General features: G+C 72.0%; 15 protein-coding genes and 1 pseudogene. 6 read left to right on the top strand and 10 right to left on the bottom strand.

The genetic code is table 11. The features are described 5' to 3' along the window. Nucleotides 1–7 precede the first annotated feature (7 nt). Nucleotides 8–679: an endonuclease NucS gene (nucS, locus tag IPT68_RS25540; RefSeq protein WP_189701494.1), complete on the bottom strand. Its 672-nt coding sequence runs from the start codon at nucleotides 677–679 to the stop codon at nucleotides 8–10. Between the two features lie 299 nt (nucleotides 680–978). Between nucS and IPT68_RS25545 the strand changes: the two genes are divergently transcribed. Next, nucleotides 979–1,371: an SCO5389 family protein gene (locus IPT68_RS25545; protein WP_129800535.1), complete on the top strand. Its 393-nt coding sequence runs from the start codon at nucleotides 979–981 to the stop codon at nucleotides 1,369–1,371. An 84-nt stretch (nucleotides 1,372–1,455) separates the two neighbouring features. On the opposite strand, the gene IPT68_RS25550 is transcribed toward IPT68_RS25545, so the two are convergent. Next, the gene (locus IPT68_RS25550; RefSeq protein WP_189701495.1) at nucleotides 1,456–2,484 is read right to left on the bottom strand and encodes an LLM class flavin-dependent oxidoreductase; all 1,029 of its coding nucleotides are present in this window, start codon (nucleotides 2,482–2,484) and stop codon (nucleotides 1,456–1,458) included. Between the two features lie 220 nt (nucleotides 2,485–2,704). On the opposite strand from IPT68_RS25550, the gene IPT68_RS25555 reads away from it, so the two are divergent. Further along, nucleotides 2,705–3,046, top strand: coding sequence for an ATP/GTP-binding protein (locus tag IPT68_RS25555; protein ID WP_189701496.1), 342 nt, complete (start codon nucleotides 2,705–2,707; stop codon nucleotides 3,044–3,046). A gap of 47 nt (nucleotides 3,047–3,093) precedes the next feature. On the opposite strand, the gene IPT68_RS25560 is transcribed toward IPT68_RS25555, so the two are convergent. The 7 genes and pseudogenes from IPT68_RS25560 to mce all read right to left on the bottom strand — a co-directional run bounded on the left by IPT68_RS25560 (nucleotide 3,094) and on the right by mce (nucleotide 13,121). After that, nucleotides 3,094–3,948, bottom strand: coding sequence for an ABC transporter permease subunit (locus IPT68_RS25560; protein WP_189701497.1), 855 nt, complete (start codon nucleotides 3,946–3,948; stop codon nucleotides 3,094–3,096). Then, a pseudogene (locus IPT68_RS25565) lies at nucleotides 3,945–5,311 on the bottom strand (ABC transporter ATP-binding protein). Before IPT68_RS25565 ends, IPT68_RS25560 begins: the two are co-directional and overlap by 4 nt. Nucleotides 5,312–5,461: 150 nt before the next feature. After that, nucleotides 5,462–6,232, bottom strand: a complete 771-nt coding sequence (locus tag IPT68_RS25570) for an ABC transporter permease (RefSeq protein ID WP_189701499.1) — start codon at nucleotides 6,230–6,232, stop codon at nucleotides 5,462–5,464. A 1-nt stretch (nucleotide 6,233) separates the two neighbouring features. After that, nucleotides 6,234–7,184, bottom strand: coding sequence for an ABC transporter ATP-binding protein (locus tag IPT68_RS25575; RefSeq protein ID WP_189701500.1), 951 nt, complete (start codon nucleotides 7,182–7,184; stop codon nucleotides 6,234–6,236). Between the two features lie 85 nt (nucleotides 7,185–7,269). Then, nucleotides 7,270–8,205 carry a coiled-coil domain-containing protein gene (locus IPT68_RS25580; RefSeq protein ID WP_189701501.1) on the bottom strand — a complete coding sequence of 312 codons (936 nt, stop codon included), beginning with the start codon at nucleotides 8,203–8,205 and terminating at the stop codon, nucleotides 7,270–7,272. A gap of 418 nt (nucleotides 8,206–8,623) precedes the next feature. Continuing rightward, nucleotides 8,624–12,469: a polarized growth protein Scy gene (gene scy, locus IPT68_RS25585; protein WP_189701502.1), complete on the bottom strand. Its 3,846-nt coding sequence runs from the start codon at nucleotides 12,467–12,469 to the stop codon at nucleotides 8,624–8,626. 211 nt (nucleotides 12,470–12,680) lie between these two features. Beyond that, nucleotides 12,681–13,121 (bottom strand): methylmalonyl-CoA epimerase, encoded by a 441-nt coding sequence (gene mce, locus IPT68_RS25590; protein ID WP_189701503.1) that lies wholly within the window; start codon nucleotides 13,119–13,121, stop codon nucleotides 12,681–12,683. Nucleotides 13,122–13,270: 149 nt separating this feature from the next. Between mce and IPT68_RS25595 the strand changes: the two genes are divergently transcribed. Then, nucleotides 13,271–14,476: an acetyl-CoA C-acetyltransferase gene (locus tag IPT68_RS25595; RefSeq protein ID WP_189701504.1), complete on the top strand. Its 1,206-nt coding sequence runs from the start codon at nucleotides 13,271–13,273 to the stop codon at nucleotides 14,474–14,476. Between the two features lie 43 nt (nucleotides 14,477–14,519). Further along, nucleotides 14,520–15,479, top strand: coding sequence for a methylmalonyl Co-A mutase-associated GTPase MeaB (gene meaB, locus IPT68_RS25600; RefSeq protein WP_189701505.1), 960 nt, complete (start codon nucleotides 14,520–14,522; stop codon nucleotides 15,477–15,479). 132 nt (nucleotides 15,480–15,611) lie between these two features. On the opposite strand, the gene IPT68_RS25605 is transcribed toward meaB, so the two are convergent. Continuing rightward, the gene (locus IPT68_RS25605; protein WP_189701506.1) at nucleotides 15,612–16,349 is read right to left on the bottom strand and encodes a PepSY domain-containing protein; all 738 of its coding nucleotides are present in this window, start codon (nucleotides 16,347–16,349) and stop codon (nucleotides 15,612–15,614) included. 118 nt (nucleotides 16,350–16,467) lie between these two features. On the opposite strand from IPT68_RS25605, the gene IPT68_RS25610 reads away from it, so the two are divergent. Together IPT68_RS25610 and IPT68_RS25615 are read left to right on the top strand one after the other, a co-directional pair. After that, nucleotides 16,468–17,133, top strand: a complete 666-nt coding sequence (locus tag IPT68_RS25610) for a response regulator transcription factor (RefSeq protein WP_189701507.1) — start codon at nucleotides 16,468–16,470, stop codon at nucleotides 17,131–17,133. Next, nucleotides 17,130–18,575 (top strand): sensor histidine kinase, encoded by a 1,446-nt coding sequence (locus IPT68_RS25615; RefSeq protein WP_189701508.1) that lies wholly within the window; start codon nucleotides 17,130–17,132, stop codon nucleotides 18,573–18,575. The genes IPT68_RS25610 and IPT68_RS25615 overlap by 4 nt, the downstream gene beginning before the upstream one ends. Nucleotides 18,576–18,582: the final 7 nt, after the last annotated feature.

Below are 18,582 nucleotides of genomic sequence, written 5' to 3' on the forward strand. Positions count from 1 at the left end.
ACGCCTCTCAGAACAACCGCAGCTTGTCGTCCTCGATCCCCCGCAGGGCGTCGTAGTCCAGCACCTGGCACCCGATCCCCCGGTCCGTCGCCAGGACGCGCGCCTGCGGCTTGATCTCCTGGGCGGCGAAGATGCCCCGCACCGGAGCGAGATGGGGATCGCGGTTCAGCAGCTCCAGATAGCGCGTGAGCTGCTCCACACCGTCGATCTCGCCGCGCCGCTTGATCTCGACCGCGACCGTCCGGCCCTCGGCGTCCCGGCACAGGATGTCGACCGGCCCGATCGCCGTCATGTACTCGCGGCGGATCAGCGTGTAGCCCTCGCCGAGGGTCTCGATGCGGTCGGCGAGCAGTTCCTGCAGGTGTGCTTCCACGCCGTCCTTGATCAGGCCCGGATCGACGCCCAGCTCGTGCGAGGAGTCGTGCAGGACCTCCTCCATCGTGATGATGAGCTTCTCGCCCGCCTTGTTGACGACGGTCCAGACGTCGGCCTCGTCGCCGGTGCCCTCCTTCAGCGTGCAGGGCGGCGACATCCAGTTCAGGGGCTTGTAGGCCCGGTCGTCCGCGTGGATCGACACGCTGCCGTCCGCCTTCACCAGGATCAGACGGGGGGCGGTGGGGAGGTGGGCGGTGAGCCGGCCCGCGTAGTCGACGGAGCATCGGGCAATGACGAGACGCATGGTCGGCAACGCTACTCGACGGGCCGGTGTGCGCGCGATTCGCCCACCGGTCTGCCCGCACCGCCCGTGCAGGGGGCCTCACGGGCCATCCCTGTTGTCCGGGAAGACCCGTGTTCGGTAGTGGCCGATTGTGTGCCTACTGGGATCTGCCTGTGTGCGCAATCTCCTGGTGCGGTCACCGTCGGTTGCCTACCGTATTAAACGGGAGGTCGCGATGTGTGTACACAGCGTGTTCGCTTTCGCGTGCTCCCTCATCTGTCCGGCAACCCCTGCTGGTTGGGGGTGCGAGAGGAGAACCCATGTCGCTCGACGTCTCACCGGCCCTACTCGAACAGGCCGAGCGAGGCGAGGTCGACGAAGCTGACTTCGTCGACTGCGTCCGGACCTCCCTGCCCTACGCATGGGAGATGATCAGCTCCCTGGTGGCCCAGCTGAAGGTGGACGGCGGAGAGTTCGCCGACAACCAGACGCCCCCGCCGGACGAGCAGGCGCGTGGTCAGCTGCTGCGTGCGCTCGCGAGTGACGCCATCCGCGGTGCGCTCCAGCGGCACTTCGGTGTGCGGCTGGCCTTCCAGAACTGCCACCGGGTGGCGGTGTTCCCGCTGGACGCCTCGGCGGACGAGAGGCTGGCCCGCTTCACCTCGGTCCGGGGCCAGCTGCTGAACCAGTCCCCGGAACTGCGGGACTGCTGACGCGATGATCCGCTTGCTTGCCGCTCCGTACGCGGGAGGTGCGATCTGTACCGGAGCGGCAAGTCTCCCGCGCGGCCGAGAGGTTCACGTCAGCTGGGGCAGCACCTCGGTGCCCAGCCGCCGTACGTTCTCCTCGGTCGACGCCAGGTCCCCGGAGCCCTCCACGAGCAGGGCGAAGCGGGAGACGCCCGTGCGTTCGCTGGTCGCCGCCAGCCGGTCGGCGCACAGCCGCGGGGTGCCCACGGGGTGCAGCCCGCAGAGCAGTTCGGTGTACGCCAGCGGATCGCGCATCCGGCGCTCCCTGCCGTCCACGGTGACATGGGCGTCGAGCCCCTGTTTCAGCCATCCCGGCATCGCCTTCAACAGCGTCTCCGCCGCGTCGGTGCGCCGGTCCGCGATCTGGCAGACGCCGGCCGACACATGACCCGCGGCGAGGATCTCCTCCGCCGGCCGCCCCGACGCGCGCGCGTGCTGCCGCCACAGGGTGACCATCTCGGCCTTTTCCTCGTCCCCGACATGCATGCCGAGCAGCATCGGCAGCCCGCGCTCGGCGGCCATCCGCACACTCGCCGGGGAGGTGCACGCGACGAGCACCTCCGGACCGTCGGTCTCCGTCAGGCACTCCGACGGCCGGGGCACGACGGGGACTTCGCGGAAGGCGAAGCGGTCACCGGTGCCCTCCACCGCGGGCTCGCGCAGCCAGCGCATGAGCAGATCGAGTGATTCCGGATACTCCTTCTCGTACGCCGGCAGCCCGGCGCCGAACACCTCCAGGTCCACCCACGGACCGCCGCGTCCGACGCCCAGCGTGAGGCGGCCGCCGCTCGTCACATGCAGCAGCGCGGCCTGTTCGCCGAGCGTCACCGGGTGGGTGGTCGGCAGCACGCTGACCGCCGTCCCGACCCGGATGCGACGGGTGCGGCCGAGGATCAGGGCGGCCAGGGTGATCGCCGACGGGCAGGTGCCGTACGGCACGAAGTGGTGCTCGGCCAGCCAGACCGAGTCGAGCCCCGCCTCCTCGGTGATCTCCGCCGAGCGGACCGCGCGGTGCAGCGCCTCCCCCTGGCCCTGACCCGGGAACTGGGCCGCCAACACGAATGTTCCTACGCGCATCGCTCTTCCTGCTTCCTTGGCTCCGACACGGAGCTCCCCCACTCGGCATAACCGTCTGACACGTGCCGAGGACACGGCCTGGCGAAGAGATTTGCGGATTGTCGGCAGAATGAACGGTCATGGAGGGGGACTTGTCAGGTTCGCCGCTTTCCGCGTACCCCTCCGCGGGCCGCGTAGGCTGGACAGGACCCGGTTCCTGTATAGCTCCGTGAGGTGTCCCGTGTCCCCGCGTCGCAACCGCCCGAAGGGCCCCAGGGCCGCCGGCCAGTCCGGCCCGAGCGCCGAGGACGACCGGCCGGGCCGCTACGGGGGCTGGCAGTCCACCGAGGACTGGCAGGGCGAGGACTTCAGCGTGCGCCATGTGGCCGGGGCCAGTTCCGAGGGCAAGACCTACCGCTGTCCCGGCTGTGACCAGCTGATTCCATCGGCCGTACCGCATGTGGTGGTGTGGCCCCAGCACGCGGGCGTCGACGACCGCCGGCACTGGCACAAGGCGTGCTGGAACGCGCGGGACCGCCGCACCACGCGGGTGCAGCGGTCCCGTAACGCGCCGAAGTTCTAAAAGGTTAGGTCCTGTGTTCTACGTGTCGTTCGGTACGGCGCGTCGTGCTACACGTCCCGCTTCTCCAGCAGGGCGTAGGCGCCGGCGAACGCGGCGGCCGTGACGCCGAGCATGATCCACAGCGGGTCCCAGCCGGACGGGCCGGACTCCGACAGCGAGTTGGCGTAGAACACGCTCATCTGGTTCGGGATCGAGTACTCGAACAGGGACTGGCGCACGTCCTCCAGCGAGGACGCGAACATGAACATCGCGATGACCAGCGGGGCGAGCACCGCGGCGATCATGATGGTGATGGCGCCCGCGGAGTGCCGGACGATCGAACCGACGACGAGCGAGAGCAGCCCCAGCAGCGCGATGTAGAGCGAGACGCCGACCGTCGCCTTCAGCCATTCCCCGCCCGAGGGCTCCCGGGCGCCGGTGACCATGCCGACCTGGACGAACGCCACGAGAGCGGCGGCGACCAGCGTGACCACGAACGCGACCGAGAAGAACACGAGCGCCTTCGCCGCGAGCACCCGCCCGCGTGTCGGGCAGGCGGTCATCGTCGTCCGGATCATCCCCGTGCCGTACTCGGAGGCCGTGGTCAGCACGCCCAGCGTGATGATGCACATGCTGCCGAGCAGCAGCCCGAAGAAGCCGAGGGACAGCGCCGACTGGCCGCCCAGGTCCGACTCCGTGGAGGTGTTCGCGGCGACCAGCGCGCCGGCCAGCAGGCCGATGCCGAGGACGAGCACGACGAACACGCCCAGCGTCCACAGGGTGGAGCGCACCGACTTGATCTTCGTCCACTCCGAGGCGAGCGCGTGCCCGAGATGCGTGCGGACGACGGGAATCGGCGAGGTGTAACCGGCGTACGGCGCGCCGGGCGCGGCCTGCTGCAGGGAGGGCTGGGGCGTGCTCATCGGGCGTCCTCGGGCTTGGTCTCGTCGGAGGGGGCGGCGGGGAGGATGCGGGGGACGGGGCGGGCGCGTGCTGAGGCGCGGGCGCGTGCTGCGGCGCGGCGGCCGGAGCGACGGGGGCGGCGGACGCCTGCTGCGGCGCGGCGGGCTGGGCGGCGGGCGCGTGCTGCGGCGCGGCGGCGGGTGGCTGCGGTGCCGGCTGGGCGGCCGTCTGCGGGGCCGGCTGGGCGTACGGGTTCAGCGGGCCCGTCCCGGGCGCTCCGGGCGCGGAGGGAGCGCCGTACGGCCCCGCGGGCACCGCCCCGGGCTGTCCCTGCGGCATCCCGAACGGCTGCCCGCCCTGCTGGGGCGGCGGCGGGGCGTACCAGCCCGGCTGGCCCTGACCCGGCACCGGCATCGGCGGCTGTGCGCCCGGCGGCATCGGCTGCCGCAGCCCGGCCTTCTGGTCGACGGTGGAGCGGTAGTCGACGGCGGCCTGGGTCATCCGCATGTACGCCTCCTCCAGCGAGGCCTGATGCGGCGACAGCTCCCACAGCCGCACGTCCGTTTCGTGCGCGATGTCGCTGATGCGCGGCAGGGGCAGCCCGGTCACCCGCAGCGCCCCGTCCTGCTCGGGCAGCACGTGCCCGCCGGCCTCGGCGAGCGCCGAGGACAGCTTCTCGCGCAGCTGCGGCTCGGTGTCGGGCGTCCGCACGCGCGCGAAGCCCGCGGAGTTGGCCGCGATGAAGTCCTGCACGCTCATGTCGGCGAGCAGCTGCCCGCGCCCGATGACGATCAGGTGGTCGGCGGTGAGCGCCATCTCGCTCATCAGGTGCGAGGAGACGAAGACGGTCCGGCCCTCCGCCGCGAGCGACTTCATCAGGTTCCGCACCCACAGGATGCCCTCGGGGTCGAGACCGTTGACCGGCTCGTCGAACAGCAGCACCTGCGGGTCGCCGAGGAGCGCGGCGGCGATGCCGAGCCGCTGGCCCATGCCGAGGGAGAAGCCCTTGGAGCGCCGCCTGGCCACGTCCTGCAGGCCCACCACGCCGAGCACCTCGTCGACCCGCCGGGCCGGGATGCCGGACAGCTGGGCGAGGGAGAGCAGGTGGTTGCGGGCGGACCGGCCGCCGTGCACCGCCTTGGCGTCCAGCAGGGCGCCGACCTGGCGGGGCGCGTTCGGCAGCCTGCGGTACGGGTAGCCGCCGATGGTCACCCGCCCCGCCGTCGGATTGTCCAGCCCGAGGATCATCCGCATCGTCGTCGACTTGCCCGAGCCGTTCGGCCCGAGGAAGCCGGTGACGGCCCCGGGCCGCACCTGGAAGGAGAGGTTGTACACAGCGGTCTTGTCGCCGTAGCGCTTGGTCAGGCCGACTGCCTCGATCATGCTCCGCACCCATCGAGAGGTTCAGGACGGCGGGGCACACGCCCCCGTAAGGGTTAGGAGGATATCGAGGCGCTGACGGTTCCCTCCAAGAGCAGGTAAAAGGACTGACGAACCCCAGGGATCGCCGGGCGGATCCAAGGGGGCGGGTCACTACGCGTCCCGCCGCTTCAGCAGCACGTAACCGCCGACGAGCGCCGCGACCACCCACAGCACCATGATGCCGAGGCCGCCCCAGGGGCCGTACGGGGTGTCGTCGTCGACCGGGGTCACCACCTGCATGATCTTGCTGCCGGCCTGGTCGGGCAGGTACTGACCGACCTTCTTGGTCGCCGAGACATTGCCGAGGATGTTGGAGATCAGGAAGAAGAACGGCATCAGGATGCCCAGCGACAGCATCGGCGAGCGCAGCATCGCGGCGACGCCCATCGAGAACACCGCGATGAGCGTCATGTAGAGCCCGCCGCCGATCACCGCGCGCAGCACCCCGGGGTCGCCGAGGTCCGCGTGCAGCTCGCCCAGCATCGCCTGCCCGAGGAAGAAGGCGGCGAAGCTGGTGACCATGCCGACGGCCAGCGCGAGCAGCGTGGCGACGGCGATCTTGCTGAACAGGAAGGTGCCGCGCTGCGGTACGGCGGCCAGCGAGGTGCGGATCATGCCGGTGCTGTACTCGTTCGAGACGACGAGCACCCCGAACACGATCATCGCCAGCTGGCCGAGGCTCATGCCCGCGAAGCTGATGAACGTCGGGTCGAACGAGAGCCGGCCGGCCGCGTCCATGTTCTCGAACTCGTTCTTCGACAGCGCGGAGATCAGCATGCCGAGGGCGATGGTGACGACCACCGCCAGGGAGAGCGTCCACACCGTGGACGCGACGGAGCGGATCTTCGTCCACTCGGACCGGATGACCTGGGTCGCCGCCATGTCAGCCCTTCCTCCAGCCGTCGCCCCACTGCTGCCCGGCCGGCGCGTCGGCGTGCGCGTGGTACTCCACCGACTCCGCCGTCAGCCGCATGAACGCCTCCTCCAAGGAGGCCTGCTGGGCGCTCAGTTCGTGCAACACGACCTGGTGCTGCGCCGCCAGCTCCCCGATCCGCTCCGGCTTGCCCCCGTCCACCTCGAACGCCCCGCTGCCGGTCTCCACGACGGTGATCCCGGCACCGTGCAGCACGTCGAGCAGCCGTTCGCGCTGCGGGGTGCGGATGCGTACGCAACTGCGCGAGTTGCGCGCGATGAAGTCCGCCATGGACGTGTCCGCGAGCAGCCGGCCCTGCCCGATGACGACGAGGTGGTCGGCCGTCAGCGCCATCTCGCTCATCAGATGGGAGGAGACGAAGACCGTACGGCCCTGCGCGGCCAGCGTCTTCATCAGGTTGCGGATCCAGTGGATGCCCTCGGGGTCGAGTCCGTTGACCGGTTCGTCGAACATCAGGATGCGCGGATCACCGAGCAGCGCGCCCGCGATCCCGAGCCGCTGCCCCATGCCGAGCGAGAAGCCCTTGGCCTTCTTCCGCGCGACCGCGGTCAGGCCCACGGTGTCGAGGACCTCGTGCACCCGCTGGCGGGGGATGCCGTTGGCCTGGGCCAGACACAGCAGGTGGTTGAAGGCGCTGCGCCCGCCGTGCCAGGCCTTGGCCTCCAGCAGGGCGCCGACGTACTTCATCGGGTCCTTGAGCTGGGCGTAGTGCTTCCCGTCGATCCGGACGTCACCGGCGGTGGGGTGGTCCAGGCCCAGGATCATGCGCAGGGTGGTCGACTTGCCGGAGCCGTTGGGACCGAGGAAGCCCGTGACGACGCCCGGTCTGACGGTGAAGGTCAGCTGGTTCACCGCCACCTTCTCGCCGTACCGCTTCGTCAGGCCCGCCAGCTCGATCATGCGGCCACGCTAAAACGGTACAAAGCCCTCTGCCACCTGAGTGGCAGAGGGCTTCGCAGGTGTTCAGCAGCTGTACGCCGGGTGGTTACCGGGACTGCTGCGCGGGCACCCCGCGGGAGATCGGCTCGTCCTCGGCCGGCGTACCGGCCGCGGCCACCGCGGCGCCGGTGAGCGTGGCGAGCATCTCGCGCACGTTCGTCAGCTGGGCGTTGATGCTGTCGCGGCGGTTGGTGAGGGCGGCCAGCTCGCGCTCGGATTCCGAACGGATGCGGTCGGCCTTGGCGTTGGCGTCGGCCACGATGTCCTCGGCCTGGCGCTGGGCGGTCTCCACCGTCTGGCGGGCGCGGCGCTCGGCGTCGGTGCGCAGCTTCTCGGCCTCCAGGCGCAGCTGCTCGGCGCGGTGCTCGATCTCGGCGAGACGCTTCTCCGCCTTGGCCTGACGGGACGCCAGGTCGCGCTCGGACTGCTCGCGGCGCTTGGCGAGGTTCGTCTCGAAGTCGGCGGCGGCCTGCGCGGCCTTGGCGCGGGTCTCCTCGAAGAGGGCGTCCGCCTCCTCCCGCTTGGACTGCGCGTCCTTCTGCGCCTCGGCGCGCAGCTGGGAGGCGTCGCTCTTGGCCTTCTCGACGATCCGGACGCCCTCGTCCTCGGCCTTGGACTTGCGCTCCGCCGCGAACGCCTCGGCGTCGTTGCGCACCTGCTGGGCGGCCGACTCGGCGAGCTCGCGGTGCTGCTCGGCCGCGCGGCGGGCCTCCTCGCGCAGGTCCTTGGCCTCTTCCTCGGCGAGGCGGAGGATCTTCTCGACACGGGCGCCGAGACCGGCGTACGACGGCTCGGCGTCGGTGACGGCTGCCTGGGCGTTCTGGGTCTCGAGGTGGAGCTCCTCGATGCGCTTTTCCAGAGCGGTGATGCGGGCGAGAGCGCTGTCACGGTCGGAGACGAGCTTGGAGATGCGTTCGTCCACCTGAGCGCGGTCGTACCCACGCCGCACAAGCTCGAAGCCGTAGGGGGAAGTGTCGCTCATGGGGTTCCTGTCGAATGAGACCGGTGAGGTGATAGGGGGAATCCTAGGGGCCGAAGCGGTGTGTCATCGAGCGGATGCGTGTTTGATCTGGAGAATGACACCCCTTTTGAGTGGCTAACCGCAGGACTGCTTGCCAAGAGCAGGCCAAAGACTCGCTCAAACCCTGCGAAGACCCGGCCGAACCCCCCGAAGACTCGGTCAAACCCCTTGGAATGCAACGGGAACCGCACCTCGCCGCCCGAGCATGTCCGTCGAATCATGCCGCAGACGCGGGGGCCGGCACGCACCTGTGGCTCGCCTTCGTCACCTGTCGACGCTCCACGCCACCCCTCCTCCGCCTCGCAGCCGCACGCCCCGTCCCGGCTCACCTGCGCCGATCGGTCACACACCTACCTTGCGGCCCGACCGGCCCGGAGGGCTAGCCCTCCGCGGACTTGCCACCCGATCGAGGGGCGCCGACCGTCGCGCCGGCCTTGACCGTGCCGTCCTTGCCGGACGGTGCCTCGAACGACTCCAGCGCCTCCAGGACGTCCTGCACCCGGGAGATCTCCGCGTTGATGTCCTCGCGGCGGCGCACCAGGACCTCCAGCTCGCGCTTGCCCTCCTCGACCGTGCGCCTGGCCTCCCGGATCGCCTCGGCCTTCAGCTCCTCGGCCTCCTTGACGAGCGCCGCCTTCTTCTGCTCGGCCTCCTTCAGCAGGCCCTCCGCCTTCTTCACGGCGGCGATGCGCACCTTGCCGGCCTCGGAGTTGGCCTCGGACACCAGCTCCTTCGCCTTCGCCTGGGCCTTGGCGAGCTGCTCCTCGGCGGCCTTGATGAGCGCGTCGCAGCGGTCGCCGGTCGACTTCATGGTCTCGGCGGCCTCCCGGCGGGCCCGCTCGTGCAACTCCTCGATCTCCGCGGTGATCCGCGCCCGCAGCTCCTCCGCCCGCTCCCTTATCGCGGTCGCGTCCCGGCGCGCGCCGACGAGGAGTTCGTCCGCGTCCGTACGGGCCTTCTCCACCAGCGCGTTGCCCTCGACGGTCGCGTCGGACACCAGCCGGTCGGCCTCATTGCGGGCCGCGCCCACCATGGTGTCGGCCTGCGCCTCGGCGTCCGCGGTGGTCTTCAGCGCCTGCTGCTGCGCCTCGGTGAGCAGTTTGTCGGCCTCGGAGGTGGTCTCCGTGATGAGCTTGTCGACCTGCTCGGCCGCCTCCGAACGCCGCTTGTTGGCGTCCTTGCGGGCCTCGTCCCGCGTCCGCTCGGCCTCCTCGCGCGCGGCCGTGGTGACCCGCTCCGCCTCCTGGGCGGCGTCCGCCTTGACGCGCGCGGCCTCCGTGCGGATCCGCTCGGCGTGCTGCTGCGCCGACCCGACCGTCTCGGCGGCCTCGGCGCGCAGCCGCTCCGCCTCGCCGGTCGCGTCGCCGACCAGCTTCTCGGCCTGGGCGAGTGCCTCGGTGCGCACCCGCTCGGCCTCGGCGACGGTCTCCGTCTGGAGCCGCTCGGCCTCGCTGCGCGCCTCGTTGATGAGGGTGTCCGCCTGCTCCGCCGCGTCCGACCGGATGCGGTTGGCGTCCTCGCGGGCGTCCGCACGCGTGCGTGCCGCCGCCTGGTCGGCCTCGGCGATGGCGTCCGACGCCTCGGTGCGCACCCGCTGGGCGTGCTCGGCGGCGTCGGTGCGCAGCCGCTCGGCCTCGGCGATCGCCTCCGCCATGGTGCGCTCGGCCAGCGCCCTGGCGGCCTCCGACTCCTCGCTCGCCTCCCGCCGGAGCCGGCCCGCGTCCTCGGCGGCCCGCTCCCGCTCGGCGTAGGCGTCGGCGCGGACCCGGTCCGCCTCCTCCTGTGCCTCCCGCCGGGCGCGGTCCGCCGCGTGCTCGGCGGCGCTGCGCAGCCCGGCGATCTCCTCCTGGGCCTGCTCGTGCAGCCCGGTGACCGAGTCCCGTACCTGTTGGGCGTGCTGCTCGGCCGCCGACACCATCTCGGTGGCGCGCCGGTCGGCCTCCTCCACCAGGCGTACGGCCTCGGCCTGCGCCTCCTCCACGCGCTTGCGCGCCGAGGCCAGCAGCTCCTCGCTCTGCTCGCGGGCCCGCTCGCGCTCCTGGTCGGCCTCCTGGCGGGCCGCGCCGAGAAGTTCCTCGGCCTCGCGGCGGCGGCGGGCGGCCTCCTCCTGCGCGGCGGCCAGCGTCTCGGACGCCTCCTGCGCCAGCCGCTCGGCGGCGGCCTGCGCCTCGGCCCGTACCCGGTCGGCGGTGTCCTGAGCCTCCGACTTCAGCCGCTCGGCCTCCGCCGCGGCCTCCGAGCGCAGCCGTACGGCGATGGCCTCGCCCTCCGCCCGGGAGGCGGACGCGTCGGCCGCGGCCTCGGTGCGCAGCCGCTCGGCCTCCGCCTCGGCCTGCGCCTGGAGCGTGCGGATCCGCTCCGCCGACTCGGCGCGCAGTCGCTCGCTCTCCTCGGCGGCCTCCCGGCGGATGCGCTCGGCCTCCTCGCGGGCGTCGGTCAGCGCCTGCTCGGCGGCGGCGAGCCGGCCCTCCGCGTCCGTCTGGAGCCGCCTGAGTTCCTCGGCGGCCTCCACGCGGCGGGACTCCACGGCCCGCTCGGTCTCCTCGCGCAGCTCGCGCGCGGCCCGCTCGGCGTCGGCACGGATGCCCTCGGACTGCTCCACGACCTCCGCGCGGTGCCGTTCGGCCTCCTGGCGGGTGCGCTCCAGCGTCTCCTCGGCCTGCCGGCGCAGCGTGGTCGCCCGCTCGATGGCCTCGGTGCGGACCTTCTCGCTGTCGGTGGTCGCGCTCTGCCGCAGCTCGTCGGCGTCGGCCTTCGCCTTGGCGAGCAGTTCCTCGGCGGTCTTGGCCGCCTCCTCGATCTGCGCCACGGCCTGCTTGCGGGCCTCCGCGCGGATCTTCTCGCCCTCGGCGACCGCCTCGGCGCGCAGCTGCTCGGCCTCGCCGCGCAGCCGCCGGGCCTCCTCCTGGAGTTCGACGGTCTTGGCGCGGTACTCCTTGGTGTCGTCCTTCGCGGCGCCCTTGAGCTGCTCGGCGATGTCGTGCGCCTCGGCGCGCAGCCGGTCGGCCTCGGCCTCCGCCTCACGGCGGATCCGCTCGGCCTCCTCGGTGGCCGCCTTCGTGGTCTTCTTGGCGTCCTCCGACGCCTTGTTCAGCACGTCCTCGGCGGTCCTGGCCGCCTTGGACAGCTGGCTCGCGGTCTCCTCCGCGGTGACCGTGCGGGCCTTCTCGCCGGCCTCCGCGACGATCTTCTCGGCCTCGGCGCGGGCGTCCGCGACCAGCTGCTCGGCCTCCGCCTTGGTGGTCTCGGCCTCCTTCGTCGCCTCGCTGACGAGCCGGGCGACCTGCTCCTTGGCGGTACGCGTACGGGTCTCGTTCGCCGCCGCGGCGCCGGCGAGGGTCTTGGCCGCGGCCTCCTTGGCCTCGGTGACCAGCTTCTCCGCCTCGGACTGCGCCTTGCGCAGGGCCTCCTCGGCCTCGGCCATCCGCGTTTCCGCGGCCCGGCTCAGCTCGGCGGCCTGGCGCCTGGCTGCGTCGGACTCCGAGACGGTCGACGACCGCAGCTGCTCGGCGTGGTCGGTGGCCTCCTGCGCCTGCGTGGAGGCGGCGTTCAGCAGCCGCTCGGCGTCCGTGCGGGCCCGGCGCAGCAACTGCTCGGCCTCGGCGCGCGCGGACTCGGCCTCGCTCTGCAGGCGCTGCCGGGCCTCGGCGGTCAGCCGTTCGGCCTCCGCACGCGCGGCCGCCATGGCCTGCTCGGCCTCGGCCCGGGACTCCTCCAGCAGCCGGCGCGCCTGCTGCTCGGTGCGGGACCGCAGCTGCTCGGCCCAGGCCACGTTCTCGTTGACGTGCGACTCGACGGTCTGCCGGCGCTCGGCGAGCTCCTGGTCGAGCTGCTGGCGGCGCGAGACGGCCTCGGCGTGCAGCTCGGCCTGGAGCCTGGCCGCCTGCTCGGCATGCTCCTGGAGGATCCGCTGGGTCTGCGCCCGGGCCTGGCTGAGCTCGCGCTCGGCGTCGGCACGGATCTGGTCCGCCTGCATCTGGGCGTTGCGCAGCAACTGCTCGGCCTGATAGCCGATGTCGGCGCTGTCATAGGCAGGCCGCGTCATGAGCGTGCGCCGCGCCTCGTGCAGCTTGGCGCGCAGCACCTCGACCTGGTAGCCGAGGTCCTCGGCGTGCTGGATGGCCTTTTCCCGCTCGGTCCTCAGCCGCTTCATCTCGGCTTCGAACCGAGTGAGGTGGTCGACGTCAGCCGCCGGCTCTCGCTCCTGGCTCTCGTAGCCCCGCACTGCGCGGTCCCATCCGTCCCCTGGTCGCAAGTCTCTCCAAACGAGCTCCGTCCATCCGCCGAACGGGGCCCCCGGGGAATGGTGTCAGATCAACGACGGAGCATGGGCTGCTGCCCCGACGCTCGTCCCCCGAAACCCGGACCCCGGCACGGGTCGCCCCCCGTGGAGCGGGACGACCGCCCCCAACCCTACCGGCCCCTATGTACGAGGGTCAGTGCTCAGGTGACTCAACAGCCGCCGAAGTGACCAGTTCTGTCAGTACTCCGTGACAATCCTTGGGGTGCAGGAAGGTGATCCGCGACCCCATGGAGCCGCGCCGGGGCTCCTCGTACAGAACGCGTACGCCCTTGTCCTTGATCGAGGCAGCGTCCCCGTCGACGTCCGCCGTGCCGAAGGCGATGTGGTGGACGCCCTCGCCGTTCTTGGCCAGCCACTTCGCGACGGTGGAGTCCTCCCGGGTCGGCTCCAGCAGTTGCAGGTACGAGGAACCGCCGTCGGACGTATCGTTGATCTTGAGCATGGCCTCGCGTACGCCCTGCTCCTCGTTGACCTCGGTGTGGAACACCTCGAAGCCGTAGGTGGTCCTGTAGAACTCGACGGTCGCGTCGAGGTCGTGACAGGCGATCCCGATGTGGTCGATTCGCGTCAGCATGGATTCAGTGCAACGCCCCGGAGGTGGTTACGCAACGTGCGCGCGATCACACCGACAGCCCGATGACGGGGTGGAGTACCGCTCAGTACATTCGAAGTAAACCCTCGTTCACTCCTCGGCCAGTGCAGGCCGGAAGGGGATCGCAGCTCATGTCTTCTGCAACGAACGGCTCGACATCCGTCATCGTCGCGGGCGCCCGTACCCCGATGGGACGACTGCTCGGCTCGCTGAAGTCCTTCTCCGGAGCCGACCTCGGCGGCTTCGCGATCAAGGCCGCCCTCGACCGTGCGGGGATCGGCGGCGACCAGGTGCAGTACGTGATCATGGGGCAGGTGCTCCAGGCCGGGGCGGGCCAGATCCCGGCGCGCCAGGCCGCGGTCAAGGCCGGCATCCCGATGAGCGTCCCGGCGCTCACCATCAACAAGGTGTGCCTCTCCGGCCTCGACGCCATCGCCCTCGCCGACCAGCTGATCCGCGCCGGCGAGTTCGACGTGATCGTCGCGGGCGGCCAGGAGTCCATGACGAACGCCCCGCACCTGCTGCCGAAGTCCCGCGAGGGCTACAAGTACGGCGCGGTCCAGATGCTCGACGCGATGGCCCACGACGGCCTGACCGACTCCTTCGAGAACGTCGCCATGGGCGAGTCGACGGAGAAGCACAACACCCGCCTGGGCATCGCCCGCCAGGAGCAGGACGAGATCGCGGCCCGGTCCCACCAGCGTGCCGCCGCCGCGCAGAAGAACGGCGTCTTCGAGGCCGAGATCACCCCGGTGGAGATCCCGCAGCGCAAGGGCGAGCCGGTCGTCTTCAGCAAGGACGAGGGCATCCGCGGCGACACCACGGTCGAGTCGCTGGCCAAGCTGCGCCCGGCCTTCGCCAAGGACGGCACGATCACCGCGGGCTCGTCGTCGCAGATCTCCGACGGCGCGGCCGCCGTCGTGGTGATGAGCAAGGCCAAGGCCGAGGAGCTGGGCCTCGAGTGGATCGCCGAGATCGGCGCGCACGGCAACGTCGCGGGCCCGGACAACAGCCTCCAGTCCCAGCCGTCCAACGCCATCCTGCACGCCCTGAAGAAGGAGGGCATGGAGGTGTCGGACCTCGACCTGATCGAGATCAACGAGGCCTTCGCCGCCGTGGCCGTGCAGTCAATGAAGGACCTCGGGGTGTCCACCGAAAAGGTGAATGTCAACGGAGGCGCCATTGCCCTGGGTCACCCGATCGGGATGTCCGGCGCCCGTCTGGTACTCCACCTGGCTCTGGAACTGAAGCGGCGCGGCGGCGGCGTCGGGGCGGCGGCGCTGTGCGGTGGCGGCGGTCAGGGTGACGCGCTGATCGTGCGGGTACCGAAGTCCTGAGCTGTCGTCGGTCTGTTACGTCGGTGATCTGAACGGAGCTGTGATGCAGGACGTCTCCACGCTGGTGGCCCGGGCGAGGGAGGGCCGGCCGCGTGCCGTGGCCCGGTTGATCTCCCTGGTCGAGGGGGCGTCCCCGCAGCTCAGGGAGGTCATGGCGGCGTTGGCCCCGCTGACGGGCGGGGCCTACGTGGTGGGGCTGACGGGCTCTCCGGGCGTCGGCAAGTCGACGTCCACGTCGGCCCTGGTGACGGCGTACCGCAAGCAGGGCAAGAGGGTCGGCGTCCTGGCGGTCGACCCGTCGTCCCCCTTCTCCGGCGGGGCCCTGCTGGGCGACCGGGTCCGCATGTCGGAGCACGCCTCCGACCCCGGCGTCTACATCCGCTCCATGGCCACCCGGGGCCACCTCGGCGGCCTCGCATGGGCCGCGCCGCAGGCCATCCGCGTGCTGGACGCGGCGGGCTGCGACGTGATCCTGGTCGAGACGGTGGGCGTGGGCCAGTCGGAGGTCGAGATCGCCTCGCAGGCCGACACGTCGGTGGTGTTGCTGGCCCCCGGCATGGGGGACGGCATCCAGGCGGCCAAGGCCGGAATCCTGGAGATCGGCGACGTCTACGTCGTCAACAAGGCCGACCGCGACGGCGCCGACGCCACGGCCCGGGAGCTGAACCACATGCTCGGCCTCGGCGAGTCCCGCGCCCCCGGCGACTGGCGCCCGCCGATCGTCAAGACGGTCGCGGCCCGCGGCGAGGGCGTCGACGAGGTCGTGGAGGCGCTGGAGAAGCACCGCGCCTGGATGGAGGAACGGGGCGTCCTGACGGAACGCCGCCTGTCCCGGGCCTCCCGCGAGGTCGAGACCATCGCGGTGACGGCCCTGCGGGAACGCATCGCCGACCTGCACGGCGACCGCCGGCTGAGCGCGCTGGCGGAGCGGATAGTGGCGGGGGAGCTGGACCCCTACCGGGCGGCCGACGAGCTGGTGGCGGGGGTCACGGACGGAGCGTGAACGGGGGCGGCCGTGCATTTCCCTGCCGGCCGGCCCGTCTCAGCCCGTCCGGCGTTCGACGACGAGGCCCGTTCGGGGCCGAAGCGGGGGTCTGGGGCGGCAGCCCCCAGGAGCCCCCGCCCCGACGGACGGTCAGTCGTCCCCCCGGTCGTCACCCTGTTCGGCCCGGTCGTCCCCCGCGTCGTCGTCACTGTCCGCGGTGATCTGCCCCGACCTCAGGGCGACGTCCCAGTCACCGTGCCGGCCGTCGTCGCCGCGGGTCTCCACGTCCCACGCGCCCGCCCGGTCGTCGTCCAGGTCGACGGAGGTCACGAACCCCCTCGCGGACGCCGCGCTCGCCGCCTCGGCCGCCGTCACCCCGGCCCCCTTCAGCGCGGCCCGGTCGTCCCGGTCGTCGTCACCGTCCCGGTCGTCGTCACCGTCCCGGTCGTCGTCATCCCGGTCCGTCTCCGTGCCGAGCACCTTCCCGGACGCCGGGTCCACGCGCACCGTGTACGAGGTCGTTCCCCGACCGAGCACCTCCACCTCCCAGGCCCGCCGGTCTTCGCCGCGGTCGTCCCGGTCGTCGCCCCCGTCGTCGCTGTCGTCGTCCGTGTCGAGGTCCACCGACACCGCGGTCCCCGGCCGCGCCTGCAGCGCCGCCTCGACGGCCTGCGCGGCCGTCACGTTCACGCCGCGCTCGCCGGTGCCGTCGTCGTCCCCCTCGCCGGCATCGTCGTCGTCCCGCTGACCGCCGTTCACCGCATCGGCGGACGCCGACGCCGACGACGTGCCCGACGACTCGCCGCCACCTCCCGCGAACGCCGGCGTCGTGCCACCGCCGATCACGGCGGTCGCGACCACGGCGGCGATGACGATGGTGCGCTTCATGGGTTTCCTCCCCGATTTGGCCGGTCGTTCCGACGTCCACCACGCTGCCGTCCGCCGCCTGAAGCCAGGCTGAAGCCGGCTGAAGATCGCTTCAGCTTCCGTTTGCGACCCTTGGGGAATGCGGCTGCTGATCGTGGAGGACGAAAGACGTCTCGCGCTGTCCCTGGCCAAGGGCCTGACGGCGGAGGGCTACGCGGTGGACGTCGTCCACGACGGCCTGGATGGCCTGCACCGGGCGACCGAGTCGCCGTACGACCTGGTCGTGCTCGACATCATGCTCCCCGGCATGAACGGCTACCGCGTCTGCTCCACCCTCCGCGCCGCCGGCAACGACGTACCGATCCTGATGCTCACCGCCAAGGACGGCGAGTACGACGAGGCGGAGGGCCTCGACACGGGCGCCGACGACTATCTGACCAAGCCGTTCTCGTACGTCGTCCTGGTCGCCCGCGTCAGGGCGCTGCTGCGCCGCCGCGGACAGCACGGCGCCTCGCCGGTCCTCACGGTCGGCCCCCTCCGCGTGGACACCGCCGCCCGCCGGGTCACCCGCGACGGCGACGAGATCGCCCTGACCGCCAAGGAGTTCGCGGTGCTGGAGCAGTTCGCGGTGCGGGCCGGCGAGGTGGTGTCCAAGGCGGAGATCCTGGAGCACGTCTGGGACTTCGCGTACGAGGGCGATCCGAACATCGTCGAGGTGTACGTCAGCGCGCTGCGCCGCAAGCTGGGCGCGGGGCTGATCCGCACGGTACGGGGCGCCGGCTACCGGCTGGAGGCGCCGCGATGAGGCGCCTGTTCGGTTCCGTGCGGGCCCGCGCCACGCTCGGCGCCACCCTCGTCGTCGCCGTGGCGCTGGTCGCCGCGGGGGCCGCCGTCCTGCTGTCGCTGTACTCCAACCTGACCGAGCAGGCCGGTGCCGAGGCGGAGCGCTCGGCCCGTGCGGTCGCGGCGGACCTGGCCGGCGGGAAACGGTACGACCAGCTGTCGCTGGACGACGACGACCGTCCCGTCCAGGTCGTCGACGAGGACGGCGTGCTGGTCGCGGCCAGTGAGGGCCTGGAGCGCATCACCGGCACGGGCACGGACGCCGTCAGGCCCGAGAGGCGGACGCCGCCGACACCCGAACCGGGCGCGGGTTCGGACGACGACGACTCGGACGACTCGGAGGAGGGCGACGACGACTCCGCCGCGGCCGTACTCCAGCCGGGCGAGATCGCCGAGGACACGACCGTCACGGACGGCTCCGCGACGATCGACGGCGAGCAGGCGGACTACCGGTTCGCCGAGGTGGCCGTCGAGGTCCCGGGCCAGGGCACGTTCACCGTGTACGCGGGCGGTCCGCTGGCCGCCGAGCAGAACGCCGTGAGCACCGCGCAGACGGCCATGCTGATCGGCTTCCCGTTGCTGCTCGGTGTCGTCGCCGGGGTGACCTGGCTGGTCACCGGGCGCGCGCTGCACCCCGTAGCGGGTATCCGGCGGGAGATGGCGGAGATCACCGCCTCCGAGGACCTCTCCCGGCGGGTCCCCGAACCGGACACCCACGACGAGGTCGCCCGGCTGGCCCGCACCACCAACGAGACGCTGGCCGTCCTGGAGACCTCGGTGGAACGCCAGCGGCGCTTCGTCGCCGACGCCTCGCACGAGCTGCGCAGCCCCATCGCGTCCCTGCGCACCCAGCTCGAAGTCGCTGCCGCCCACCCCGAGTTGCTGGACCTGGACGGAGCGGTCGAGGACACCGTACGACTGCAAAGACTCGCCGCCGATCTGCTGCTGCTCGCCCGGCTGGACGCGGGGGAGCGGCCCACCGACACGCAGGTCGACCTGGCCGAGCTGGCGCGCGAGCAGGCCGCGGGCCGCCGGGGCGTGGCGGTCGAGGCCGAATCCCTCGAAGTGGCCGGATCACGCGGCCAGTTGGGGCGGGTGCTGGCCAATCTGCTGGACAACGCCCAGCGGCATGCGCGCTCGGCGGTCACCGTGGCCGTACGGCGGGACGGCGACCGGGCGGTCGTCCGGGTGGAGGACGACGGGGACGGCGTACCCGAGGCGGACCGGGAGCGGATCTTCGAGCGGTTCGTACGGCTGGACGCGGCCCGCAGTCGGGACGAGGGCGGTGCCGGTCTGGGCCTCGCCATCGCCCGGGACGTCGCCGCCCGCCACGGCGGCACCCTCGCGGTCCATGACGTACCGGCAGGCGGAGCCCTGTTCGAACTCCGCCTGCCGCTCGCCTAGGGCCTTC

The sequence above is a fragment of the Streptomyces chromofuscus genome, assembly GCF_015160875.1.
GTDB classification, from domain to species: domain Bacteria; phylum Actinomycetota; class Actinomycetes; order Streptomycetales; family Streptomycetaceae; genus Streptomyces; species Streptomyces chromofuscus.